The 21,383-nt window shown below is 69.4% G+C and carries 20 protein-coding genes and 1 tRNA gene; 15 read left to right on the plus strand and 6 right to left on the minus strand.

Annotated features, from left to right (window positions below):
• Positions 1–13 precede the first annotated feature (13 nt).
• Both purT and EAT51_RS10130 read left to right on the plus strand, forming a co-directional pair.
• A complete protein-coding gene (purT, locus tag EAT51_RS10125) occupies positions 14–1,210 on the plus strand; it encodes a formate-dependent phosphoribosylglycinamide formyltransferase (RefSeq protein WP_130517528.1) in 1,197 nt (398 codons plus the stop codon).
• Positions 1,211–1,220: 10 nt separating this feature from the next.
• The gene (locus EAT51_RS10130; RefSeq protein WP_130517530.1) at positions 1,221–2,000 is read left to right on the plus strand and encodes a nucleotidyltransferase domain-containing protein; all 780 of its coding nucleotides are present in this window, start codon (positions 1,221–1,223) and stop codon (positions 1,998–2,000) included.
• 57 nt (positions 2,001–2,057) lie between these two features.
• Here EAT51_RS10130 and EAT51_RS10135 read toward each other — a convergent pair whose 3' ends face one another.
• Positions 2,058–3,584 carry an MFS transporter gene (locus EAT51_RS10135; RefSeq protein ID WP_130517532.1) on the minus strand — a complete coding sequence of 509 codons (1,527 nt, stop codon included), beginning with the start codon at positions 3,582–3,584 and terminating at the stop codon, positions 2,058–2,060.
• A gap of 110 nt (positions 3,585–3,694) precedes the next feature.
• On the opposite strand from EAT51_RS10135, the gene EAT51_RS10140 reads away from it, so the two are divergent.
• The gene (locus tag EAT51_RS10140; protein ID WP_130517534.1) at positions 3,695–4,588 is read left to right on the plus strand and encodes a LysR family transcriptional regulator; all 894 of its coding nucleotides are present in this window, start codon (positions 3,695–3,697) and stop codon (positions 4,586–4,588) included.
• Between the two features lie 30 nt (positions 4,589–4,618).
• Here the strand turns inward: EAT51_RS10140 and EAT51_RS10145 are convergent, their stop codons facing one another.
• Positions 4,619–5,794 (minus strand): endonuclease/exonuclease/phosphatase family protein, encoded by a 1,176-nt coding sequence (locus EAT51_RS10145; protein ID WP_228257886.1) that lies wholly within the window; start codon positions 5,792–5,794, stop codon positions 4,619–4,621.
• Positions 5,795–5,976: 182 nt separating this feature from the next.
• Positions 5,977–6,714: an arginyltransferase gene (locus EAT51_RS10150; protein ID WP_425478223.1), complete on the minus strand. Its 738-nt coding sequence runs from the start codon at positions 6,712–6,714 to the stop codon at positions 5,977–5,979.
• A 309-nt stretch (positions 6,715–7,023) separates the two neighbouring features.
• On the opposite strand from EAT51_RS10150, the gene EAT51_RS10155 reads away from it, so the two are divergent.
• Entirely contained in the window at positions 7,024–7,653 is a 630-nt protein-coding gene (locus tag EAT51_RS10155; RefSeq protein WP_130517538.1) for an EF-hand domain-containing protein, read from the plus strand.
• 110 nt (positions 7,654–7,763) lie between these two features.
• Here EAT51_RS10155 and EAT51_RS20870 read toward each other — a convergent pair whose 3' ends face one another.
• From EAT51_RS20870 to EAT51_RS10170, 3 genes are all read right to left on the minus strand, one after another.
• Complete coding sequence (locus tag EAT51_RS20870; RefSeq protein WP_130517540.1) at positions 7,764–8,912, minus strand: RNA polymerase sigma factor; 1,149 nt, start codon at positions 8,910–8,912, stop codon at positions 7,764–7,766.
• Between the two features lie 61 nt (positions 8,913–8,973).
• Positions 8,974–9,510, minus strand: coding sequence for a hypothetical protein (locus EAT51_RS10165; protein ID WP_130517542.1), 537 nt, complete (start codon positions 9,508–9,510; stop codon positions 8,974–8,976).
• 9 nt (positions 9,511–9,519) lie between these two features.
• Entirely contained in the window at positions 9,520–10,428 is a 909-nt protein-coding gene (locus EAT51_RS10170) for an acyl-CoA thioesterase (RefSeq protein WP_130517544.1), read from the minus strand.
• 301 nt (positions 10,429–10,729) lie between these two features.
• Here EAT51_RS10170 and thrS point away from each other — a divergent pair, with 301 nt between their 5' ends.
• The 11 genes from thrS to EAT51_RS10225 all read left to right on the plus strand — a co-directional run bounded on the left by thrS (position 10,730) and on the right by EAT51_RS10225 (position 21,217).
• On the plus strand, positions 10,730–12,634 hold the full coding sequence (gene thrS, locus EAT51_RS10175) for a threonine--tRNA ligase (RefSeq protein ID WP_130561581.1): 1,905 nt from the start codon (positions 10,730–10,732) through the stop codon (positions 12,632–12,634).
• Positions 12,635–12,692: 58 nt separating this feature from the next.
• Complete coding sequence (gene infC / locus EAT51_RS10180; protein WP_224096549.1) at positions 12,693–13,220, plus strand: translation initiation factor IF-3; 528 nt, start codon at positions 12,693–12,695, stop codon at positions 13,218–13,220.
• A gap of 282 nt (positions 13,221–13,502) precedes the next feature.
• Positions 13,503–13,700 carry a 50S ribosomal protein L35 gene (gene rpmI, locus EAT51_RS10185; RefSeq protein WP_014160066.1) on the plus strand — a complete coding sequence of 66 codons (198 nt, stop codon included), beginning with the start codon at positions 13,503–13,505 and terminating at the stop codon, positions 13,698–13,700.
• Positions 13,701–13,711: 11 nt separating this feature from the next.
• Complete coding sequence (gene rplT, locus EAT51_RS10190; protein ID WP_130517550.1) at positions 13,712–14,071, plus strand: 50S ribosomal protein L20; 360 nt, start codon at positions 13,712–13,714, stop codon at positions 14,069–14,071.
• 160 nt (positions 14,072–14,231) lie between these two features.
• A complete protein-coding gene (gene pheS, locus EAT51_RS10195; protein WP_130517552.1) occupies positions 14,232–15,227 on the plus strand; it encodes a phenylalanine--tRNA ligase subunit alpha in 996 nt (331 codons plus the stop codon).
• Positions 15,228–15,351: 124 nt separating this feature from the next.
• The gene (gene pheT / locus EAT51_RS10200; RefSeq protein WP_130517553.1) at positions 15,352–17,727 is read left to right on the plus strand and encodes a phenylalanine--tRNA ligase subunit beta; all 2,376 of its coding nucleotides are present in this window, start codon (positions 15,352–15,354) and stop codon (positions 17,725–17,727) included.
• Between the two features lie 19 nt (positions 17,728–17,746).
• Positions 17,747–18,052 (plus strand): integration host factor subunit alpha, encoded by a 306-nt coding sequence (locus tag EAT51_RS10205; RefSeq protein WP_093136318.1) that lies wholly within the window; start codon positions 17,747–17,749, stop codon positions 18,050–18,052.
• A complete protein-coding gene (locus EAT51_RS10210) occupies positions 18,045–18,401 on the plus strand; it encodes a MerR family transcriptional regulator (protein ID WP_093136322.1) in 357 nt (118 codons plus the stop codon). The genes EAT51_RS10205 and EAT51_RS10210 overlap by 8 nt, the downstream gene beginning before the upstream one ends.
• A gap of 112 nt (positions 18,402–18,513) precedes the next feature.
• Positions 18,514–18,590: transfer RNA gene (locus EAT51_RS10215), tRNA-Pro, on the plus strand.
• A 501-nt stretch (positions 18,591–19,091) separates the two neighbouring features.
• On the plus strand, positions 19,092–19,796 hold the full coding sequence (locus tag EAT51_RS10220; RefSeq protein WP_130517554.1) for a polysaccharide biosynthesis/export family protein: 705 nt from the start codon (positions 19,092–19,094) through the stop codon (positions 19,794–19,796).
• Entirely contained in the window at positions 19,793–21,217 is a 1,425-nt protein-coding gene (locus tag EAT51_RS10225) for a GumC family protein (RefSeq protein WP_130517555.1), read from the plus strand. The genes EAT51_RS10220 and EAT51_RS10225 overlap by 4 nt, the downstream gene beginning before the upstream one ends.
• The last annotated feature ends 166 nt before the right edge of the window (positions 21,218–21,383 follow it).

A 21,383-nucleotide genomic window follows, 5' to 3' on the forward strand; every position in this document is an offset into this window, starting at 1 on the left:
GGATCCGCCGCCCATGACCACGCTCGGCACGCCGCGCTCGCCTTCCGCCACCCGCGTCCTGCTCCTCGGCTCGGGCGAACTGGGCAAGGAGGTGGCCATCGAGCTGCAGCGCTTCGGCGTGGAGGTCATCGCCGCCGACCGCTATGCCGACGCGCCGGCCATGCAGGTCGCCCACCGCAGCCATGTGCTGGACATGCTCGACCCCGCCGCGCTGCGCGCGCTGATCGTGCAGGAGCGGCCGCACCTGGTGGTGCCGGAGATCGAGGCCATCCACACCCCGACCCTGGTCGAGCTGGAAGCCGACGGCCTGCACGTGATCCCGACCGCGCGCGCCGCGCGCCTGACCATGGACCGCGAAGGCATCCGCCGCCTGGCCGCCGAGACGCTGGGCCTGCCGACCTCGCCGTACCGCTTCGTCGACACGCGCGAGGATTATCTCGCCGCGGTCGCGGCCATCGGCCTGCCGTGCGTGGTCAAGCCGCTGATGTCCTCCTCGGGCAAGGGCCAGAGCACGCTGCGCAGCGAGGCCGACATCGCCCCGGCGTGGGATTACGCGCAGACCGGCGGCCGCGCCGGAGCCGGGCGCTGCATCGTCGAGGGCTTCATCGACTTCGATTACGAGATCACCCTGCTGACCGTGCGCCACGCCGGCGGCGCCAGCTTCTGCGCGCCGATCGGCCACTGGCAGAAGGACGGCGACTACCGTGAGAGCTGGCAGCCGCAGCCGATGAGCGCGGCCGCGCTGGCGCGCGCCCAGCAGATCGCCCGCGCGGTGACCGACGACCTGGGCGGGCGCGGCCTGTTCGGCGTGGAGCTGTTCGTCAAGGGCGACGCGGTGTGGTTCTCCGAGGTGTCCCCGCGCCCGCACGACACCGGCCTGGTGACGCTGGTGTCGCAGGACCTGAGCGAGTTCGCCCTGCATGCGCGCGCCATCCTCGGCCTGCCGGTTGGCGCGGGCGATGGCGAGACGATCACGACCGTCGCGCCTTCGGCCTCGTGCGCGATGCTGGCTCAAGGCCACGGCGTGCCGGTGTTCGCCCACGTCGAGGCCGCCCTGGCAGCGCCCGATACCGCGCTGCGCCTGTTCGGCAAGCCGCGCGTGGAAGGCCAGCGCCGCGTCGGCGTCACCCTGGCCCGCGGCGCCGACATCGACGCCGCCCGCGCCAAGGCGCGCGAGGCCGCGGCGGCGATCGAGATCACGCTGGCCTGAGGGAGCGGCGATGCAGGAGCAGACGCAGAGGTCGTGGGCCGCACTGGGCGAAACATTGCAGCCCCGGCATCGGCAGGCCCTCGTCGAACTGCTGGCCTGGGTGCCGCAGATCGTCGCGCCGGCGGGGTTGGTCGTGTCGGGCAGCATCGTGCGCGGCAATCCAGGGCCGTCCAGCGATCTGGATGTGGTCATCCTCCATGACGGCGCGTGGCGCCGTCGCGTGCAGCGCCGCTTCAACGGCGTGCCGGCCGAGCTGTTCTTCAATTCCCGCGCCTGGCTGCTGCACGCGATCCACAGCGAGGCCGATGCGGGCCGGCCGGTGATGGCGCACATGCTGGCCACCGGCGTCCTGGTGGCCGATCCCCGCGGCGCGATGGCGGACTTGCAGCGCCTGGCCTCGGAACGGCTGCAGCGCGGCCCCGGCCTGGACGAACAGGCGCTGACGCGCGAGCGCTATGCAGCGGCCACGCTGGTGGAGGATGCGCTGGACTTCATCGCCGAGCCCGACGTGGCCGACGCGGCGCAGGCCCGTGCCCTGGCCGTCGAGGCCCTGGTGGCCTACCACAGCCTGCAGCAGGGCCAGTTTCTGCCTCGGCCCAAGGAGCGCCTGGCGCTGCTCTCGCAAGCCGACCCGGTGTTGGCGGCGCTGTTGCGCCAGTCGCTCACCGGCTCGGGCGAGCAGGCCAGCGACGCGCTGCGCGCTGCCGCCGATCGGATCCTGGGCGTGTCCGGCTTCTTCGAATGGGATTCGGGCATCGATCCAACGCCGCCGCCCGTCGCAGGAGGTTGATCGCGGGGGCGTGCCTGCTTCCGGACGACGCTTGCGCTGTCCGGACGGCAGGGACGCTCAAGCAGATGCGGTCGCGTGCGCGTCGTTGGGCGCGGCCGGCCGGCGCAGCATGACAAGCACCACCAGCGCGGCGACGCCGGTGATGGCGCAGAGCACCCAGAGCAGCAGCTGCAGCGCATCGGTCTGCAGCGCGACCAGCCGTGCCGCGGGCAGCGTGGGAATCAGGCGCGCGGCCTGCCCCAGGTCGCCGGCGGCCAGCGCGGCCGCCGCCGCCGGAGCGTGGTCGCCTGCCGCGCCCATGTGCACGAGGTGCGATCGACTCAAGTCGGCGAGCAGGGCGCCCACCAGCGCCAGCGCGATGCCTTCGCCGGCCACGCGCATCGTGCCGAAGATGCCTGCGGCCATGCCGGCGCGTGAGGTGGGCACGACGCTGACCGACAGCGCATCCATCAGCCCCCAGGGCAGGCCCGTGCCGGCGCCGATCACCAGCAGCGGCGCCACCAGACCGGCCGGCGGGCCGCCGATCCGGCTCGCCAGCCAGGCCAGCCCCAGCGCCGCCACGAGCAGGCCCACCCCGCACAGAGCGCCCGCGGACACCTCGCGCGCGAGCCGTGCGGCCAGCATCGGCACGCCCAGCATCGGCGCCGACAGGGCCAGCATCACCAGTCCCGCACGCGCCGGGTCGAGACCTTCGATGCCGATCAGGTGCAGGGGCAGCAGCACCAGCAGGACGACATAGCCATAGCAGGTGGCCACCGGCAGCACCTGCACCCCGACGAAGCGCGCATAGCGGAACAGCGAGAGGTCGAGCATCGGCTGCGGACGACGGCCCTCGATCGCGATGAAGAGCGCCAGCAGCGCCAGGCTCGCGCCTGCGCAGCCCAGCGTGCCGGCGCCGAGCCAGCCATGCAGCGGCACCTGCATCAGGGCCAGGGTCAGCAGCGAAACGGTCGCGGTGAAGGCCACCGCGCCTGGCCAGTCCAGTGGACCGCTCGAAGGTGCCCGGCTTTCCCGCATGGTGCGGCGCGCCAGCCACCAGGCCGGACCGGCCAGCAGCGCGCCGGCGGCGAACACCGCCCGCCAGCCAAGCCAGACCACCAGGCTGCCCGCCAGCAGCGGCCCGATCGCCAGTCCGGTGCCGAAGGTGGTGCCCAGCAGGCTAAAGGCGCGCAGGCGCGCCGGGCCCTCGAAGCGCTGCGCCAGCGCCGCGCTGCCGCTGGCCAGGGACGCGGCGGCGGCGACGCCCTGGCAGGCGCGCAGCAGGTCCAGCCACAGCAGGCTGGGCGCCAGGCACAGCAGCACCGAGCTGGCCGCGAACCCGGCCGTGCCGGCGAGGAACAGGCGCCGGCGGCCGAAGCGATCGGCCAGCGCGCCGGCCACCATCAGCAGGCTGCCGAAGGCCAGCATGAAGGCATTGGTGACCCAGTTCAGGGCCGCGGCGCTGCCGCCGAGATCGCGGGCGATGGCCGGCACGGCCAGCGCGCCGGCGGAAAAGCTCAGCGGCATGGCCAGGGCGACGGCGCAGACGGCCAGCAGCAACAGGCCGCCATGCGCGGCAGGGGATGAGGAGGAAAGGTGGGACATGGGGGCATCAGGGCGCGGGGAACGTCGTGACACGCTATGGCGTCTGCAACGCTCGAAAAACCGCCAGGATTTCCGTAAATTGAGGAAAAAATCTCCGCAATGACCGCGGCATGGATCAGTTGTCCGCCATCAACGTCTTCGTCAAGGCCGCCGAGCTGCGCAGCTTCGTCGCTGCCGGCGCTTCGCTCGGCCTGTCGGCGTCGGCGGTGGGCAAGCGGATCGCCGCGCTGGAGCAATCGCTGGGCGCGCGCCTGTTCCAGCGGACCACGCGCCGCATCGTGCTGACCGAGTCCGGCCACCTGTTCCTGGAGCGCTGCCGCCGCATCCTGGATGAGCTGCAGGATGCCCAGGCCATGCTGTCGCAGGCCCAGCGCACGCCGCGCGGCACCCTGCGCATCGGCCTGCCGGTGATCGGCTACCGGTTCCTGCTGCCGCTGCTGCCCGAGTTCCGCCGCCTGTATCCGCAGGTCGAGCTCGACCTGGACTTCAACGACCGCATCGTGGATGTCGTCGAATCGGGCATGGACGCGGTGATCCGCAGCGGCGTGCTGCCCGACTCCAGCCTGATGTCGCGGCGGCTCGGACCATTCCACTTCGTCCTGTGCGCATCGCCGGACTACCTGGCCCTGCGCGGCACGCCCCACACCCCGGCGCAACTACAGGCGCATGACGCGCTGCGCTTCCGCTTCCCGACCACCGGCAAGCTGCAGCCCTGGTCGCTCTCGGGGGTCGAAGGCGATGCGGGTCAGTCGGTGAGCGCCGTGCTGACCTGCAACAACATGGAGGCCTTGCGCGCGGCGGCCATCGGCGGCATGGGCATCGCCTACATGCCCGAGTTCCTCGCCCGCGATGCGATCAAGGACGGGCGCCTGGTGTCCCTGCTGCCGGCCTTCATGGAGACACCGGGGCAGTTCTCCATCCTGTGGCCGTCCAGCCGCCAGCTCTCGCCGAAGCTGCGCGTCTGGGTGGACTTCCTCAGCGAGCGGCTGTTCGTCTCGCCCTGAAGCCCGGGGACGCGCGAGCGACGGCGATCGTCAGCGCTGCAGGTCCGCCCACACCAGGTGATGGTCGCTGCCATCGGCGATGGCCGCGTGCGGATCGTCGCTGGCGGGCCAGAACACGCCGCCGCCCAGATACGAGAAGCCTACCGACGGCAGCACATAGTCCAGCCGCATCGCGCCGGCCTTGGGACCGAAGTCGCCGGTGACCTGGGCCGGGGCGCCGCGATGGGCGACGCCCTTGGCGGCGTAGGCGCGCGCGGTCGCCTCGCCGCCGGCGCTGGTCGGCGTGGGATGGCGCAGCACGCGCGGATGTTCGAGCAGTTCGACGATGGCCTCGTGGTGGCCGTCGCCGTCGACCGGGTCGTTGTTGAGATCGCCGGCGATGACGAACCGCGCGTCCGCCTCCAGTCCGCCGCAGCGGCCGGCGTCGTCGCACAGCCAGGCGGCGCCAGGCGCGTTGTCCAGGTAATGGCGCCACAGCGCGATTTCCTGCGCATTGCGCGCGCCGTTGCGGTCCTCCGGCCCGTCGAACACCGGCGGAGTCGGATGCGAGACCAGGAAGTGGACCACACCGCCCGGCGCGCGTACCGGCACGTCCCAATGCGACTTGGACGACAGCCGCAGCTGCGACCAGGCCACGGCCGAATACCAGGGCTTGCCGTTGCGCGGATCGATCGGGTTGGCCGCGCCGGGCACCTGCGACCACTTCAGCAGGCGGAAGCTGCGCACCGCGTCCGCATCGATCGGATACTTGGACAGCACCAGCATCCCGTATTGCCCCGGATGCAGGCCATAGCCCCAGGCATCGTTGCCGCCCGCGCGTCCCGGTCCGCCGACCTGGCCATCGTTGTCCAGGTCCAGGCCACTGGGTACGCCGGTGTTGACCTCGGCCAGATAGCGGTAGGGATAGCGCAGCGGCGCGCCGCCGCCGGGCTGGGCGACTTCGAGGAAACGATGCTGGAACAGATCGGCCGCGCGCTGCGCCGGGTCGTAGTCGAACTCGTTGAGCAGCACCAGATCGGGCCGCACGACCTGCAGCACCGCGGCGATCTTGCGCGCGTGTGCGCTGTCGCCTTCCAGTTCGGCGATCAGTTCGCCGGCCTGGTCCGAATACAGCGAGGTGTTGTAGGTCGCCACCCGCAGCGGGGCAGAGGGGGCGGGCGGCACGGCGGCATCGTGCGCGCAGCCGGCAAGCGTGGACAGGGCCATCAGGCAGAGCAGGGAAGTCAGTCGCATCGCAGGATTCTATGCGCCGCAGATGACACCCGGCGCCTGGCTAGCCTTCAACGCCCGTCATTCCTGCGAAGGCGGGACTCCAGCGGCTTTCGCACGCAAGCGCCAACGTCCTTGGGTTCCCGCTTTCGCGGGAACGACAATGAGCGGGTCAGCGGCTAGCCGGCCACATCCTCGATGCGGTCCCAAGTGCGTCCGTCGAAGGCTTCCAGCGGTGCGAACCGGCGCTTGTAGGCCATCTTGCGGTGGCCATCGATCCAGTAGCCCAGGTACAGATGCGTGCGCAGGTCGCGTCGGGCCCAGTCGATCTGGCGCAGGATCGCTAGCGTGCCCAGGCTGCGTGCGGCCAGGTCCGGGTCGAAGAAGGTGTACACCGCCGACAGGGCGCCGGGCACCCGGTCGGTGACGGCCACCGCGATCAGCCGGCCGTCCTCGCGCAGTTCCAGGAAGCGCGTCTGCGACCAGCGCCCGACCAGGAACTGTTCGAACTCGTTCGCGCCGTGATCGTCCATGCCCCCACCGACATGGCGGCTGGTGAGGTAGCGCTGGTACAAGGCCAGATGCTCCTCGCTGCGCTGGGCGGGCACCACGCGCGCCTCCACCCCCGCATTGCGCGCCGCGCAGCGACGCTGGCTGCGATCGGGCGTGAAATGCGCCACCGGGATACGCACCGGCACGCATGCGCGACAGCCATGGCAATGCGGGCGATAGACCAGATCGCCGGAGCGGCGGAAGCCCCACGACAGCGCGGTCGGATAGAACATCGGCAGACGCGGATCGCGCGGGTCGAGCACCAGGTCGCGCGCCGTGCGCTCGGGCCAGTAGCCGCAGGCATGTTCGCCGGTATGGAACAGCCGCACGTCGTCGCGCGGCGGCAGGGCGCCGCTGCCCATCATGCCGCGCCTCCTTCTCCCCGCGCGCCGCACGCGCGCCGCGGCAGCGCGGCGTTGCAGAGCGGATGGGGCAGGGGCGTCGGCATGGCCGCAGCATACTGTGCCCTCGCCGTCCCGCCATGTGAGATCGGGTCCGCGTCGTGGCGCGGGCAGACGACCTGCCGCCCGCCGCCGCCATCGCCGCCGGTCGGCGCCTCGTCTTGACGCGGCTGTCCGCCGTCTTAATGCGCCCGTGCCCGGGGTCAACGCGGGCCGCGATGCGGCGTTCTCCTTGCCAGTGGCACGTTGCCACGACACTGGAAGGAAGCACGCATGCGCAAGACCCTGATCGCGTTTTCCATCGTCGCTGCGCTGGGCGCCGGCACGGCCTGGGCCGCTGGCCAGGACGCCGGCACACCGCCCCCGCCGCCGCCCCCGTCGCCCAAGGCCCTGGACACCAACCAGGACGGCAAGATCAGCCGTGCCGAAGCCGCCGCCAACCCCTGGCTGGCCAAGCAGTTCGACGCCCTGGACAAGAACAAGGACGGCTTCCTGAGCCGCGACGAGTTGCCGCGCCCGCCGCGCGGTGAACGCGGCCACGGCCCGGGCCCTGATGGCTGGCTGTCCAGGCTGGATACCAACCACGACGGCCGTATCAGCGCCGCCGAAGCCAAGGCCGATCCCAAGTTCGCCGCCCGCTTCGCGGAGATGGACGTCAACAAGGATGGGTTCGTCGACAAGGCCGACTTCGAACAGAAGGTCAAGCAGCGTCGTGACGAATGGTTCGCCAAGGCCGACACCAACAAGGACGGCCTGTTGAGCAAGGCCGAGTTCGACGCGGCCAAGCCGGACCGCCCGATGCATGGTCCGGGCGACGAGCGCGGTCCGCGTGGGCATCGCGGTGGCCCGGACGGCGTGCCGCCGCCCCCGCCGCCGCCGGCCGACGCACCGGCCAAGTCGTAACGGGTCGATTGCGGTTCAAGCAGCCCCCGCGCCGGGAACGGCGCGGGGTTTTGCTTTTCAGGACGACCACGCCTCGACGCATGGCGCGGTCCTTCCCCGGCGCTCCTGCCTCAGAACGGCAGGCGACCGCTGGCCATCATTCCCCAGACCAGGCCGCCGCCGCCCAGCGCCATGCCCAGCACGAAGCCGGCCCAGGCCATCCAGCGCTCGCGGCGGCGATCCCGCGCGGCCTTGACCGGATCGCGCTGCGCTTCCACGGCATGGCGCCGCGCCTTGATGCGCGGCTCGACCACCAGCCCCAGGTAGCTGACGCCGCCGAACAGTCCCAGCGTCAGCAGCAGCGGCACCAGCCAGCCGTGGCCCCAGGACGCATAGGCGAGCATGCCCAGGACGAAGGCCAGCGAAAGCAGCGCGCTCAGCGCCGCGCTGCGCTTGAGCTGCGTGCGCTCGCGCTCATCCAGGGCGCCGCGCAGGTTGCGCTTGAGGCCCAGCCAGACGCCCAGGCCCGCGCCGGCCGCGCCGATCCCGATGCTGCCCAGGCCGCCCAGCAGCAGCTTGCCCACGGACTTGGCGCCGACCGACCCGGCCAGCCCCAGCGCGGTGGCCGCCGCGGCCGGCGGCGTGCCGACCGTCAGCGCGCTGGTCACGACCAGGGCGAAGGCCGCCGCCGGCGCCGAGCTGCGCGCGAATTCGCCGAAGCGCGCCAGCAGCTCGCTGCGCACCTGCTCGCGCGCCCGCGACAGGCGCTTTCGCACGGCGGCATCGGACAAGCCCAGCAGCGCGGCGACCTGTTGCGAGCTCTGGCCCTCGCGGTAGTACAGCAGCAGCGTCTCGCGGCTCTCGGCGGGCAGGGCGTCGATGAGTTCCAGCGCGGCGGTCTCCTGCTCGGTGACCAGCAGCCGTTCGCCGGGTTCGGGCGCGGGATCGGCGGCGATGGCGATGGCCAGCTCGGCGTCTTGCCCGGTCATGGCGGCATGCTTGCGTGCCCGCAGGTGGTCGCGGGCAAGATTCCGGGTGATCTGCCGCAGCCAGGGCAGGAAGCTGTCGTGGTTCTTCAGCCGGTCCAGCCGCTGCCAGGCGCGCAGGAAGGCCTCCTGGGCGATGTCCTCGCTGGCCGCCACATCGCGCGTGATCGACAGGGCGATGGCGGTGATCGTGTTCTGGCAGGCCGACACGATCCGGCCATAGGCGGCCGTGTCGCCGCGCCGGGCGGCGGGCAGTTCGTGGTGCAGCGTGGCATCCAGGGTCAGGGCGTGCATGGCAAGGCTTCCGGTCGAAATCCTCGTTCCATGACGCGCCGGCCTGGCGGATGTGACCGGATCAGCGCGGCGGCGAAGCCGGCGGCAGCATCGGGATGCGCACGCGCTGCTCGTCGTCCTTCAGCCCATCGTCCTGCGGCGTGCGCGCTTGGCGGGCGGCCGCCTGCGCGGCGGCGGCCGCTTGCGCTTCTGCCTGCGCCTGCTGGCGCAGGGCGCGGTGGTGCAGGAAGGTGAACGCCGCCGCGGCCACGATCAGCGCCAGCAGCACCAGGCGGATGCGCAGCGCCCAGCGGCGCTTGTTGTGGACATCCTGGTCCGGCTCGGCGAAGGCCAGCGGCTGCGCCACGCCGGGCCGGGTGGTCTCCAGCAGGCCCTGGGCGCGCAGCAGTTCGCGCGCGTGCAGCTGGTCGTCGGCATGGCGCACCCACACGGTGGGCTGCTTGGCCTTGGGCGTGGGGTCGGAATACTTGAACTGGCTGCCGCGGCGGCCGTGATAGGAGCGGCCGTTGCTGATGTAGGTGGCGATGCCGGCCTGCTCGAGCAACTGGGCCACGCCCTCGACGGTTTCCACGCGCTGGCTGGTGAAGATCTGGCGCACGGGGCTGCCTTATTCCTTGGCCGGCACGTGGGCCGCATCGCCGGCGCTGGGGACCACGCGGATCAGGCCCTCCTGCGCGGTGCTGGCCACCAGCCGACCGGCACGGTCGAAGATCAGCCCGCGCGCCATGCCGCGCGCGTTCTGCATGGTCGGGCTGTCGATGGCGTACAGCAGCCAGTCGTCGGCGCGGAACGGGCGATGGAACCAGATCGCATGGTCCAGCGAGGCCATCTGCACATTCGGCTGGTAGTAGCTGATGCCGTGCGGGAAGTTGGCCGTGCCCAGCAGCTGGTAGTCCGAGGCATAGGCCAGCAGCGTGCGGTGCAGCTCGGGCGAGTCGCCGACCCGCTCGGACAGCCGGAACCAGAACTGCTGCCGCGGCGGCAGGCGCTGCGGATCCAGCTCGTTGCGCGGCTGCACGTGGCGGAACTCGAACGGCCCCAGCCGGTTGAGCCAGCGCTGCACCTTGGGCGGCAGGGTGGCCATCACCTGCGGCGGCACCGAGGGCTGCTCGTCGATGTCCTCCGGCGCCGGCACCTGCGGCATCTCCGGCTGGTGCTCGACCCCGGGCTCGTCGCCCTGGAAGGACGCGGCGCAGAAGAAGATCACCTTGCCGTGCTGGATCGCCGTGACCCGGCGCACCGAGAAGCTGCCGCCGTCGCGGGTGCGGTCCACGTCGTAGACGATCGGCGCTTCCACATCGCCTGCGCGCAGGAAGTAGGCGTGCAGCGAGTGCGCACGGCGCTGGGCGGCCGGGTCGACCGTGGCCTGCGCCGCCGACAGGGCCTGGCCCAGCACCTGGCCGCCGAACACGTACTTGGTGCCGATGTCCCGGCTTTGGCCGCGGAAGAGGTTCTCCTCCAGGCGCTCCAGGCTGAGCAGTTCGATCAGTTCGGCGACGACGGGTTCGGGGGACACGGGCGGGCGCGGGCGGGCGGGTGGGCCGGCAGTATAGCGGCGGCGTCCGCGGGCCTCGTTGCCCGTCGCGGCGGGCTTTGCGCTACCATGCAGGTCCGTTTCGACGATGAGTCAGGTGGCCCGCGCCCCGCGCCGGCCGAGCGTGCGACATGAGCACTACCACCGCCCACCGCTGATCCACGCACATGGTCACCTGCAAGGGCGCCCGTGTGGCGCCCTTTGTGTTTGCGCAGACCCGTCCCCAGATTTCCTCGCCTCCGACGCCCGGTCGTCGGCGCGGCCCCAAGCCCCTGAAAAGCCCATGATCACGATCACGCTCCCCGATGGCAGCCGCCGTCAGTTCGATGCCCCCGTTTCCGTCATGCAGGTCGCCCAGTCGATCGGCGCGGGCCTGGCCAAGGCCACCGTCGCCGGCGCCGTGGACGGCGTGCTGGTCGATGCCAGCGACGTCATCGACCACGACGCGACCCTGCGCATCATCACGCCCAAGGACGAGGAGGGCGTGGAGATCATCCGCCACTCCGCCGCGCATCTGGTCGGGCATGCCGTCAAGCAGCTCTACCCGGACGTGAAGATGGTCATCGGCCCGGTGATCGCCGAAGGCTTCTACTACGACATCTATTCCGAGCGCCCCTTCACGCCCGAGGACATGGCCGCCATCGAGGCGCGCATGGCCGAGCTGATCGCGCAGGACTACGACGTGATCAAGCGGATGACCCCGCGCGCCGAGGTGATCGAAATCTTCAAGGCCCGCGGCGAGGACTACAAGCTGCGCCTGATCGAGGACATGCCCGAGGACATCCAGGCCATGGGCATGTACTACCACCAGGAATACGTGGACATGTGCCGCGGCCCGCACGTGCCCAACACGCGCTTCCTCAAGGCCTTCAAGCTGACCCGGATCTCCGGCGCCTACTGGCGCGGCGATGCCAAGAACGAACAGCTGCAGCGCATCTACGGCACGGCCTGGGCCGACAAGAAGCAGCTGGACGCCTACATCCAGCGCATCGAGGAAGCCGAGAAGCGCGACCACCGCCGCATCGGCAAGCAGCAGGACCTGTTCCACCTGCAGGAAGAGGGCCCGGGCCTGGTGTTCTGGCATCCCAAGGGCTGGGCGCTGTGGCAGGTGGTCGAGCAGTACATGCGCCGGGTCTATCGCGAGAGCGGCTACGGCGAGGTACGCTGCCCGCAGATCCTGGACGTGTCGCTGTGGCAGAAGTCGGGCCACTGGGACAACTACAAGGAGAACATGTTCTTTACCGAGTCGGAGAAGCGCACCTACGCGGTCAAGCCGATGAACTGCCCGGGCCACGTCCAGGTGTTCAACCAGGGCCTGCACAGCTACCGCTACCTGCCGATCCGCTACGGCGAGTTCGGCGCCTGCCACCGCAACGAGCCCTCCGGCGCGCTGCACGGCATCCTGCGCGTGCGCGGCTTCACCCAGGACGACGGCCACATCTTCTGCACCGAGGCGCAGATCGAGGCCGAGGTCACCGCCTTCCACCAGCAGGCGCTGAAGGTGTACGCCGACTTCGGTTTCGAGGACATCCAGATCAAGATCGCCCTGCGCCCCGAATCCCGCCTGGGCGACGACGCCACCTGGGACAAGGCCGAGGACGCGCTGCGTTCGGCCCTGCGCAGCTGCGGGGTGGAATGGCAGGAGCTGCCGGGCGAGGGCGCCTTCTACGGCCCCAAGATCGAGTACCACCTGCGCGACGCCATCGGCCGCACCTGGCAGCTGGGCACGATGCAGGTCGATTTCATGATGCCCGGCCGCCTGGGTGCCGAGTATGTGGACGAAAACAGCCAGAAACGGCACCCGGTCATGCTGCACCGGGCCATCGTCGGCTCGATGGAGCGCTTCATCGGCATCCTGATCGAGCACCACGCCGGGGCCTTCCCGGCCTGGCTGGCCCCGGTCCAGGCGGTGGTCGCCAACATCACCGACGCCCAGGCGCCGTACGTCGAGCAGGTGGCGAAAACCCTTTCAAATCAAGGTTTCCGCGTGGTTTCGGATTTGCGGAACGAAAAGATCGGCTATAAGATCCGCGAACACACGCTGCAGCGGGTGCCGTATCTGCTGGTGGTCGGAGACCGCGAGAGGGACAATGGCGCCGTGGCCGTGCGCACGCGCGCAGGCGAGGATTTGGGCACAATGTCGGTCCAGGCCTTCGCCGAACGCCTCGCGGCCGAGCAAGCGGCCTGACCTTTAAGGAACCGGCACGTCAGGGGTGCCGGCCCCATTCCATCACGGAGACTGCAACATCAGTACCCCCGATAACAAGCAAAACCGCAAGAACCAGGAGATCCGCGTCCCGCGCGTGCGCGTGATCGGCAGCGACGGCGAAATGATCGGCGTGCTCTCGCGCGACGAGGCGCTGTCCATGGCCGAGGACGAGGGTCTGGACCTGGTCGAGATCCAGCCGCAGGCCGATCCGCCGGTGTGCAAGATCATGGACTTCGGCAAGTTCAAGTTCGAAGCCCAGAAGAAGGCCAACGAGGCCAAGAAGAAGACCAAGCAGGTCGAGATCAAGGAACTCAAGTTCCGCCCGGTCACCGACGAGGGCGACTACCAGATCAAGCTGCGCAACATGCGCCGCTTCCTGGAAGAGGGCGACAAGGTCAAGGTCAACATCCGCTTCCGTGGCCGCGAAATGAGCCACCAGGAGTTGGGTCGCGAGATGGCCTCGCGCATCGAGCGCGACCTGGGCGAGGACATCATCATCGAGTCCCGTCCGCGCCTGGAAGGCCGGCAGATGGTCATGATGATCGCGCCGAAGAAGAAGCAGTAAGCCTCCCGTGGCGCCCTTCGCGGGCGCCCTGTGGCGCAAGCCGCCTGACCGGGCCCGCGCCCGGTTCATCGTTCCTGGCCCTTTGCGAACCTGCTGATTTGCAAGGAAATCGCCGGCCATGTATGATGCGCGGCCCGGTTTATCGCCGGGCGGCCGAAAGGCCATAGGAACCTGTCGCCGATCCGTTCCGGATCAGCGACTTACCAGCCGGTTGGGGCAGGACGGAAAGCGTGGCGCAGGCCACCGCCCAGACCAGTTATCGAAACCCACAAGGATCTAGCAATGCCCAAGATCAAGACCCACCGGGCGGCGGCGAAGCGTTTCCGCAAGACCGCCTCCGGCAAGTTCAAGGCTGGCCACGCCAACCGTAGCCACATCCTCACCAAGAAGGCGACCAAGCGGAAGCGTGGTCTTCGTGCGACGAACATCATTCGCGCCGAAGATTCCGGCCGTCTGAACCGCATGCTGCCCTACCTCTGAGGAACTAGACCATGGCACGAGTCAAGCGTGGTGTGACCGCACGTCGCCGTCACAAGAAGATCATCAGCCAGGCCAAGGGCTACTACAACGCGCGCCGCAAGGTGTTCCGCGTCGCCAAGCAGGCCGTCATCAAGGCCCAGCAGTACGCCTACATCGGCCGCAAGCAGAAGAAGCGCAACTTCCGTTCGCTGTGGATCACCCGCATCAACGCGGCGGCCCGCATCAACGGTCTGAGCTACAGCCGTTTCATGAACGGCCTGCTGAAGGCTGGCATCACCCTGGACCGCAAGGTCCTGGCCGACATCGCCGTCCACGACGCCGCCGGTTTTGCGGCGCTGGCTGAAAAGGCCAAGGGCGCGCTCGCGGCATAAGTGTCGATCCATCGAAGCGCACCGCCTCCGCGCGGCGCTTCGGCGGAAACAGCATTGCATGCATGGGGAAGGGCGCGAGTCCTTCCCCATTTTTGTTTTGGGCGACCCGAAGGCGTGAGCCGGGTCGCCGCCGGACTCCTACCAGGACCTCCAAGGACCGATGAGCCAAATCGAATCCCTCACTGCGCAGGCGCTGGCCGACATCGCCGCCGCCACCGCGCCCGATGCGGTCGAATCCCTGCGCGTGGCGCTGCTGGGCAAGAACGGCCAGGTCACCGCCCAGCTCAAGGCGCTCGGCACGCTGCCGGCCGACCAGCGCAAGGCCGCCGGCGAAGCCATCAACCGCGCGCGCGATGCCATCGCCCAGGCGCTGTCCGAACGCAAGACCGTGCTGGAGGACGCCGCGCTCGACGCGCGCCTGGCCGGTGAGGCGATCGACGTGACCCTGCCGGGCCGCGACGGCACGCGCGGCGGCCTGCATCCGATCAGCCGCACCATCGAGCGCATCGCCGAGATCTTCGGCCGGCTGGGCTACGAGCTGGCCGACGGCCCGGAGATCGAGGACGACTGGCACAACTTCGAGGCGCTGAACTTTCCGCCGCACCATCCGGCGCGCGCCATGCACGACACCTTCTATTTTGGTGATGGCCGCCTGCTGCGCACCCATACCTCCGGCGTGCAGGTGCGCTACATGGGCGAACACGCCCCGCCGCTGCGCATGATCGCGCTGGGCAAGGTGTATCGCAGCGACAGCGACCAGACCCATTCGCCCATGTTCCACCAGTGCGAGGGCCTGCTGGTAGACGAGCATTCGACCTTCGCCGACCTCAAGGGCACCTTGAGCGAGTTCGTGCGGGCCTTCTTCGAGCGCGATTTCGAGATGCGCTTCCGCCCCAGCTACTTCCCCTTCGTCGAACCCGGCGCTGAAGTGGACATCGCCTGGCAGCAGCCCGACGGCAGCACGCGCTGGCTGGAAGTGCTGGGCTGCGGCATGGTCCACCCGAACGTGCTGCGCAGCGTGGGCATCGACCCGGAGCGCTACACCGGCTTCGCCTTCGGCATGGGCGTGGAGCGCTTCGCGATGCTGCGCTACGGCGTGAGCGATCTGCGCGCGTTCTTCGAGAACGATGTGCGGTTTTTGCGGCAGTTTGCTTGAGCGATGGGATTGGGGATTCGGGATTCGGGATTCGTAAGAGCGGATTTCGGGCCCGGCCCCGACCTCGCATGAGTCCGCTTCTCACCCATCCCGAATCCCCAATCCCTAATCCCGGAATTTCAAAATGAAATTCAGCGAAAACTGGCTGCGCAGCCACGTCCCCACCGGCGCCACGCGCGAGGAACTGTCGGCGACGCTGACCGCCATCGGCCTGGAGGTCGAGGACGTCACCGCACTGGGCGAAGGCCTGGACAAGGTGGTGGTGGCGCGCATCGTCGACTGCGCCCGGCATCCGGAAGCCGACCGCCTGCAGGTCTGTCAGGTCGATGCCGGCACCGGCGAGCGCCTGCAGATCGTGTGCGGCGCGCCCAATGCGCGCCCCGGGCTGGTCGCGCCGCTGGCGATGGTCGGCGCCAGGCTGGGTGAGATCTCCATCAAGGCCGCCAAGCTGCGCGGCGTGGACTCCAACGGCATGCTCTGCTCGGCCAAGGAGCTGGGCGTGGATGCCGACGCCTCCGGCCTGCTCGAACTGCCGGACGATGCGCCGGTGGGGACGCCGATCGCCGACTACCTGGGCCTGCCCGATGCCAGCATCGAGATCAAGCTGACGCCCAACCGCGCCGACTGCTTCAGCGTGCGCGGCATCGCCTTCGACGTGGCCGCCGCCAGCGGCAGCGACGTGGTGCCCTTCGACGCCACGCCGGTGCCCGCCGTGCACGAGCATGCGCTGCAGGTGACGCTGGACGCCGGCGCCGATGCGCCGCGCTACTGCGGCCGCGTCATCGAGGGCGTCGATCCGACCCGCGCCACGCCGATCTGGATGGCCGAGCGCCTGCGCCGCAGCGGCGTGCGCCCGGTATCGCTGCTGGTGGACATCACCCAGTACGTGATGCTGGAGCTGGGCCAGCCGATGCATGCCTTCGACCGCGATCTGCTGACCGGTCCGGTCGGCGTGCGCCACGGCCGCAGCGGCGAGTCGCTGCAGCTGCTCGATGGCCGCACCGCCGCGCTGGACGATGGCTTCCTGGTGATCACCGATGCCGATCGTCCGGTCGCGCTGGCCGGCATCATGGGCGGGCAGGACACCAAGGTCTCCAGCGCCACGCGCAACGTGTTCCTGGAGTCGGCCTACTTCGCGCCGGCCGCCATCATCGGCCGTGGCCGGCGCCTGGGCCTGCATACCGATGCCTCGCATCGCTACGAGCGCGGCGTCGATCCGGCGCTGGCGCCGCAGGCCATCGAGGTGGCCACGCGCCTGATCGTCGAGCTGGCCGGTGGCCAGCCCGGCCCGGTCGTGCAGGCGGCGCTGGATCAGCATCTGCCCGCGCCGGCGCCGATCGCGCTGCGCCGCGCCCGCGTGGCGCGCGTGCTCGGTCTGGAGATCCCGGACGCCGAAATCGAGCGCATCCTGCGTGCGCTGGGCATGCAGGTCGACGCCACCGACGCCGGCTGGTCGGTGGTCGCGCCCAGCCGGCGCTTCGACATCGCCATCGAAGAAGACCTAATCGAGGAACTGGCCCGCATCCACGGCTACGACCGCATCCCGGCCACGCTGCCCGGCGGCGCCACCCGCATCGCCGCCGACAGCGAGACCCGGCTGGACCAGGCCACCGTGCGCCGCCAGCTGGCCGCGCGCGACCTGCTGGAGACGGTCAACTTCGCCTTCGTCGACGCCCAGTTGCTGGCGCGCTGGGAGCTGACCGAAGGCGCGGTGCCGCTGGCCAATCCGCTCAGCAGCGAGCTGGGCGTGATGCGCACCTCCCTGTTGCCCGGTCTGGTCGCCGCCCTGCAGCGCAATGCGGCGCGCCAGACCAGCCGGATCCGCCTGTTCGAGCTGGGCAACGTGTTCGCCGCGGCCGGGCAGGGCGAGGCGCCGCGCGAGACGCTGCGCATCGCCGCCGCGGTCTGTGGCGATGCGCATGCCGAGCAGTGGGGCGTGCCGGCGCGCGCGGTGGATTTCCACGACCTCAAGGGCGACCTGGAGAGCCTGGCGGCGGCGTCGGGCGCGGCGCTGACGTTCGAGCCGGCGAGCGAGGGATTCGGCCATCCGGGTCGCTCGGCGCGGGTGCTGCGCGAGGGGCGGGTGATCGGCTGGATCGGGCAGCTGCATCCGCGCCTGCTCAAGGCGCTGGACCTGGATCTGCCGGTGCTGGCGTTCGAACTGGACCTGGCGCCGCTGGTCCAGCGCCAGATCCCGCGTGCGGGCGAGCTCTCGCGCTTCCCGTCGGTGCGCCGCGACCTGGCCTTCACCGTGGCCGAGGCGGTGCCCTTCGCCGCCATTGAGCGGACGGTGTGGAAGGCGGCCGGCCCGCTGCTCAGGCAGGTGCTGCTGTTCGACCGCTACGTCGGCGCCGGGGTCGAAACCGGTCAAAAGAGCCTCGCTATGGGCTTGATTTTGCAGGACAACACGCGCACATTGAACGATCGCGATGTGGACGAGGTGGTCGCCGCAACGGTGGCCGCCCTGGCGCAGGAACACGGCGCCGGCATGCGCGGATGAGGCTCTCGGGGAAATACCAATGGCATTGACCAAAGCGGAGATGGCCGAACGCCTGTTCGACGAAGTCGGTCTGAACAAGCGCGAGGCCAAGGAATTCGTCGACGCGTACTTCGACGTGCTGCGTGACGCCCTGGAACAGGGGCGCCAGGTCAAGCTGTCCGGCTTCGGCAACTTCGACCTGCGCCGCAAGAACCAGCGCCCGGGCCGCAACCCCAAGACCGGCGAGGAGATCCCGATCTCCGCCCGCACCGTGGTCACCTTCCGCCCGGGCCAGAAACTCAAGGAACGCGTCGAGGCGTACGCAGGAGGCAACCCGAATGCTTGATCCCGGCAGCAACAAGGAATTGCCGCCGATCCCGGCCAAGCGCTACTTCACCATCGGTGAGGTGTCCGAGCTGTGCGACGTCAAGCCGCACGTGCTGCGCTACTGGGAGACCGAGTTCCCCAGCCTGGAGCCGGTCAAGCGCCGCGGCAACCGCCGCTACTACCAGCGCCACGACGTGCTGATGGTCCGGCAGATCCGCGGCCTGCTCTACGAACAGGGCTATACGATCGGCGGCGCGCGCCTGCGCCTGGAAGGCGAGGGCGCCAAGCAGGAATCGGCCCTGAGCAACCAGATCGTGCGCCAGGTGCGCCTGGAGCTGGAAGAAGTCCTGCAGCTGCTGCGCCGCTGAAGGCGCGGCCGCGGCTTACGCCATCGAAGGAGCGCGGTGGGGTGCCCGCCCGCGGATGAATCCGGTATGATGCGCGGCCCACCGCGACGGTGGGTGAAGTTCTTTGCGACGTCGGGGCGTAGCGCAGCCTGGTAGCGCATCTGCCTGGGGGGCAGAGGGTCGTCGGTTCAAATCCGGCCGTCCCGACCAATCGCAGTGGAGTTCCAGACAAACGCCCGGCCTTCCGGGCGTTTTGCGTTTCTGCGCTGGGACCATGCCCGCTCGATTTACTTGCCTCCCAGCCCATTGCGTTAAACCGCCTTGAGCTAGCTGAGCATCGAGTAACTGCGACCTGAAGCCGCAGACGCGCGCTCTGTCACAAAAGTCTGTCCGGTGTCGCGCACGACCCGCGTTATCCAATTTGTGCAAAGCAGCAGCAGCAAAGGGTTTTGCCGGGAAACGACAGGAAATGCGCCGGGGAGGCCGGCACGCGGTTCGTGACTGGAGGCATCGTTCGTTGGGATGTCAGTCTGGAGGCCGACGCATCGCTATGCGATAGTCGATCGCAGGCCGTATTCACATTCGGCTGGTGACCTTGAGTTCGACAGGTCACATCGTCGGACCACGTCACGAAACTCTCGCCACACCGGAACACCCGTCCGGTTGGGCACCCGCGGGCCTCCCCCCAACCCAAAGGTAGACGACCGTTTTATGGCCTCATCGCCCTCTGTTCGAAGTTTGTTGGCATGGCTCGCGCTGGCGTGCGTGCTGTTTCTGACCAGCTGCAATTCCGTGCCCAAGGAGGTCGCGACCTCGCTGCCGGCTCCCGATCCGCTGGGCGAGCTGAAGGAAACGCCGGAGTACCGCATCGGTGCCGGCGATCTGATCGAGATCAAGGTCTTCCAGATCGAGGATCTCGAGCGCCAGGTGCGCGTGGACAACGAGGGCATGATCTCGCTGCCGCTGATCGGCAACCTCAAGGCGGCCGGGCTGACGCGCAGCGAGCTGGAAGGCGAGATCACCCAGCGCTACGGCGCCCGCTTCCTGCAGGACCCGCAGGTCTCGGTGCTGATCCAGGAGTTCACCAGCCAGCGCATCACCGTGTCCGGCGCGGTGTCCAAGCCGGGCAACTATCCGCTCAACGGCGCCACGCAGCTGACCCTGCAGCAGGCCCTGGCCGAGGCGCAGGGCGTGAGCGATCTGGCCAGCCGCAAGAACGTGGTGGTGTTCCGCGAGATCGGCGGGCAGAAGATGATCGCGCGCTTCGATCTGACCGAGATCGAGAAGGGCGCCAACCCCGATCCGGAAATCTACGGAGGCGACATCGTCGTGGTCTATCGCTCCGACGCACGCCTGCTCCTGCGCACCGTGCTTGAGCTGACCCCCTTCGTCATGGTTTTCAGGGCTTATCGATGAGTACGGTCGACCACCACCCCGGTCATCTCAACGCAAGACACGCCGACGTCACCCTGCTGGAGTACTGGCACGCCATCACCACCCGCCGCTGGCTGATCGCGGGCGTGACGCTGGCCGTGGCCGCGCTGGTGCTGGTGGTCACGCTGCTGATGACGCCCAAGTACCAGGCCACCACCACGTTGCAGATCAATCGCGACGCGATGAACGTGGTCAACATCGAGAACCTGATGCCGGCCGAGTCGCCGATGGACCGCGACTTCTACGACACGCAGTACGAGCTGCTGCGCAGCCGTTCGCTGGCCCAGCAGGTCATCCGCACGACCCATCTGGCCGAGCATCCCGCCTACAAGGAGCTGGCCGAGAAGGTCGCCGCGCAGGCCGCCGACGGCGCCGAGGGCGACAAGGCCACGGTGCGCAAGCGGCAGCAGGAGGCGGTCGAGCGTGCGCTGACCGACAACGTGCTGGCCGGGCTGGACGTGGAGCCGGTGCGCAACTCGCGTCTGGCCAAGGTCCACTTCAGCTCGCCCGACCCGGCGCTCTCCGCGCAGGTCGCCAACGCCTACGCCTCGACCTTCATCGCCGACAACCTGCAGCGCCAGCTCGATGCCTCGACCTTCGCGGTCAAGTATCTGTCCGACCGGCTGGAGCAGTTGCGCGGCAAGGTGGAGGAATCCGAGCGGGCGCTGGTGGACTACTCGGGCGATCAGCAGATCGTCTCGATCGGCGACAACCAGCCTTCGCTGCCCGCGCAGAACCTGAGCGAGCTCAACGGCATGCTGGCCACCGCGCAGGCGGCCAAGCTGCAGGCCGAGGCCGCCTGGAACGAGGCGCGCGCCGGCGACGGGATGAACCTGCCGCAGGTGGTCTCCAGCCCGCTGATCCAGAACCTGCGCGAAGCGCAGTCGGAGATGGAGACCGAGTACAACCAGAAGCTGGCCACCTACAAGCCCGACTATCCGGAGATGCAGCGCCTGAAGAGCCGCATCGATGCGGGCAACCAGCAGATCCGCCGCGAGGTGGCGGTCATCCGGGCCTCGTTGAAGTCGCAATACGATGCGGCGGCCCAGCAGGAGCAGCTCACCGAGCAGCGCATCAGTGCGCTCAAGCACGACCAGCTGGATCTGGAAGAGCGCAGCATCCGCTACAACATGCTCAAGCGCGATGTGGACACCAACCGTCAGCTGTACGACGCGCTGCTGCAGCGCTTCAAGGAGATCGGCGTCGCAGGTAACGTCGGGGCCAACAATATCTCGGTCATCGACAAGGCGGAAATTCCGAGCACGCCCAGCTCGCCGCGGCTGGTGGTGAACCTGGCACTGGGCCTGGTGTTCGGTTTCTTCCTCGGCCTGGTGCTCGCGCTGCTGCTGCATCTGGCCGGTTCGCTGCGACGCTCGCAGCCCCACACGACGCATCAAAACTGAATAGACGAGGAGCCTGCATTCGAGCCCCGACCCGTGAGCTGGTGCACAGAACCTTCGCAGTCTTTCTGCGAGTGTTGCACCGCAGCAACTGGTTTGTTCGCCGGGAAGTTATTCGGTGAACAGGGGGACATGCAGTGCTCCAGTGCGAGGTGGTGGCCGTCGGCCT

Source organism: Pseudoxanthomonas winnipegensis (assembly GCF_004283755.1).
Classification (GTDB): domain Bacteria; phylum Pseudomonadota; class Gammaproteobacteria; order Xanthomonadales; family Xanthomonadaceae; genus Pseudoxanthomonas_A; species Pseudoxanthomonas_A winnipegensis.

Bases quoted from the DNA above. Each gene is read 5' to 3' on its own strand.
- pheS (WP_130517552.1), top strand. From the start codon at position 14,232: ATGAGCCAAATCGAATCCCTCACTGCGCAGGCGCTGGCCGACATCGCC.
- EAT51_RS10210 (WP_093136322.1), top strand. From the start codon at position 18,045: ATGCTTGATCCCGGCAGCAACAAGGAATTGCCGCCGATCCCGGCCAAG.
- thrS (WP_130561581.1), top strand. From the start codon at position 10,730: ATGATCACGATCACGCTCCCCGATGGCAGCCGCCGTCAGTTCGATGCC.
- EAT51_RS10205 (WP_093136318.1), top strand. From the start codon at position 17,747: ATGGCATTGACCAAAGCGGAGATGGCCGAACGCCTGTTCGACGAAGTC.
- EAT51_RS10220 (WP_130517554.1), top strand. From the start codon at position 19,092: ATGGCCTCATCGCCCTCTGTTCGAAGTTTGTTGGCATGGCTCGCGCTG.
- rplT (WP_130517550.1), top strand. From the start codon at position 13,712: ATGGCACGAGTCAAGCGTGGTGTGACCGCACGTCGCCGTCACAAGAAG.
- EAT51_RS10135 (WP_130517532.1), bottom strand. From the start codon at position 3,584: ATGTCCCACCTTTCCTCCTCATCCCCTGCCGCGCATGGCGGCCTGTTG.
- pheT (WP_130517553.1), top strand. From the start codon at position 15,352: ATGAAATTCAGCGAAAACTGGCTGCGCAGCCACGTCCCCACCGGCGCC.
- EAT51_RS20870 (WP_130517540.1), bottom strand. From the start codon at position 8,912: ATGCACGCCCTGACCCTGGATGCCACGCTGCACCACGAACTGCCCGCC.
- EAT51_RS10130 (WP_130517530.1), top strand. From the start codon at position 1,221: ATGCAGGAGCAGACGCAGAGGTCGTGGGCCGCACTGGGCGAAACATTG.
- EAT51_RS10155 (WP_130517538.1), top strand. From the start codon at position 7,024: ATGCGCAAGACCCTGATCGCGTTTTCCATCGTCGCTGCGCTGGGCGCC.
- purT (WP_130517528.1), top strand. From the start codon at position 14: ATGACCACGCTCGGCACGCCGCGCTCGCCTTCCGCCACCCGCGTCCTG.
- EAT51_RS10145 (WP_228257886.1), bottom strand. From the start codon at position 5,794: ATGGCCCTGTCCACGCTTGCCGGCTGCGCGCACGATGCCGCCGTGCCG.
- rpmI (WP_014160066.1), top strand. From the start codon at position 13,503: ATGCCCAAGATCAAGACCCACCGGGCGGCGGCGAAGCGTTTCCGCAAG.
- EAT51_RS10225 (WP_130517555.1), top strand. From the start codon at position 19,793: ATGAGTACGGTCGACCACCACCCCGGTCATCTCAACGCAAGACACGCC.
- EAT51_RS10140 (WP_130517534.1), top strand. From the start codon at position 3,695: ATGGATCAGTTGTCCGCCATCAACGTCTTCGTCAAGGCCGCCGAGCTG.
- EAT51_RS10150 (WP_425478223.1), bottom strand. From the start codon at position 6,714: ATGATGGGCAGCGGCGCCCTGCCGCCGCGCGACGACGTGCGGCTGTTC.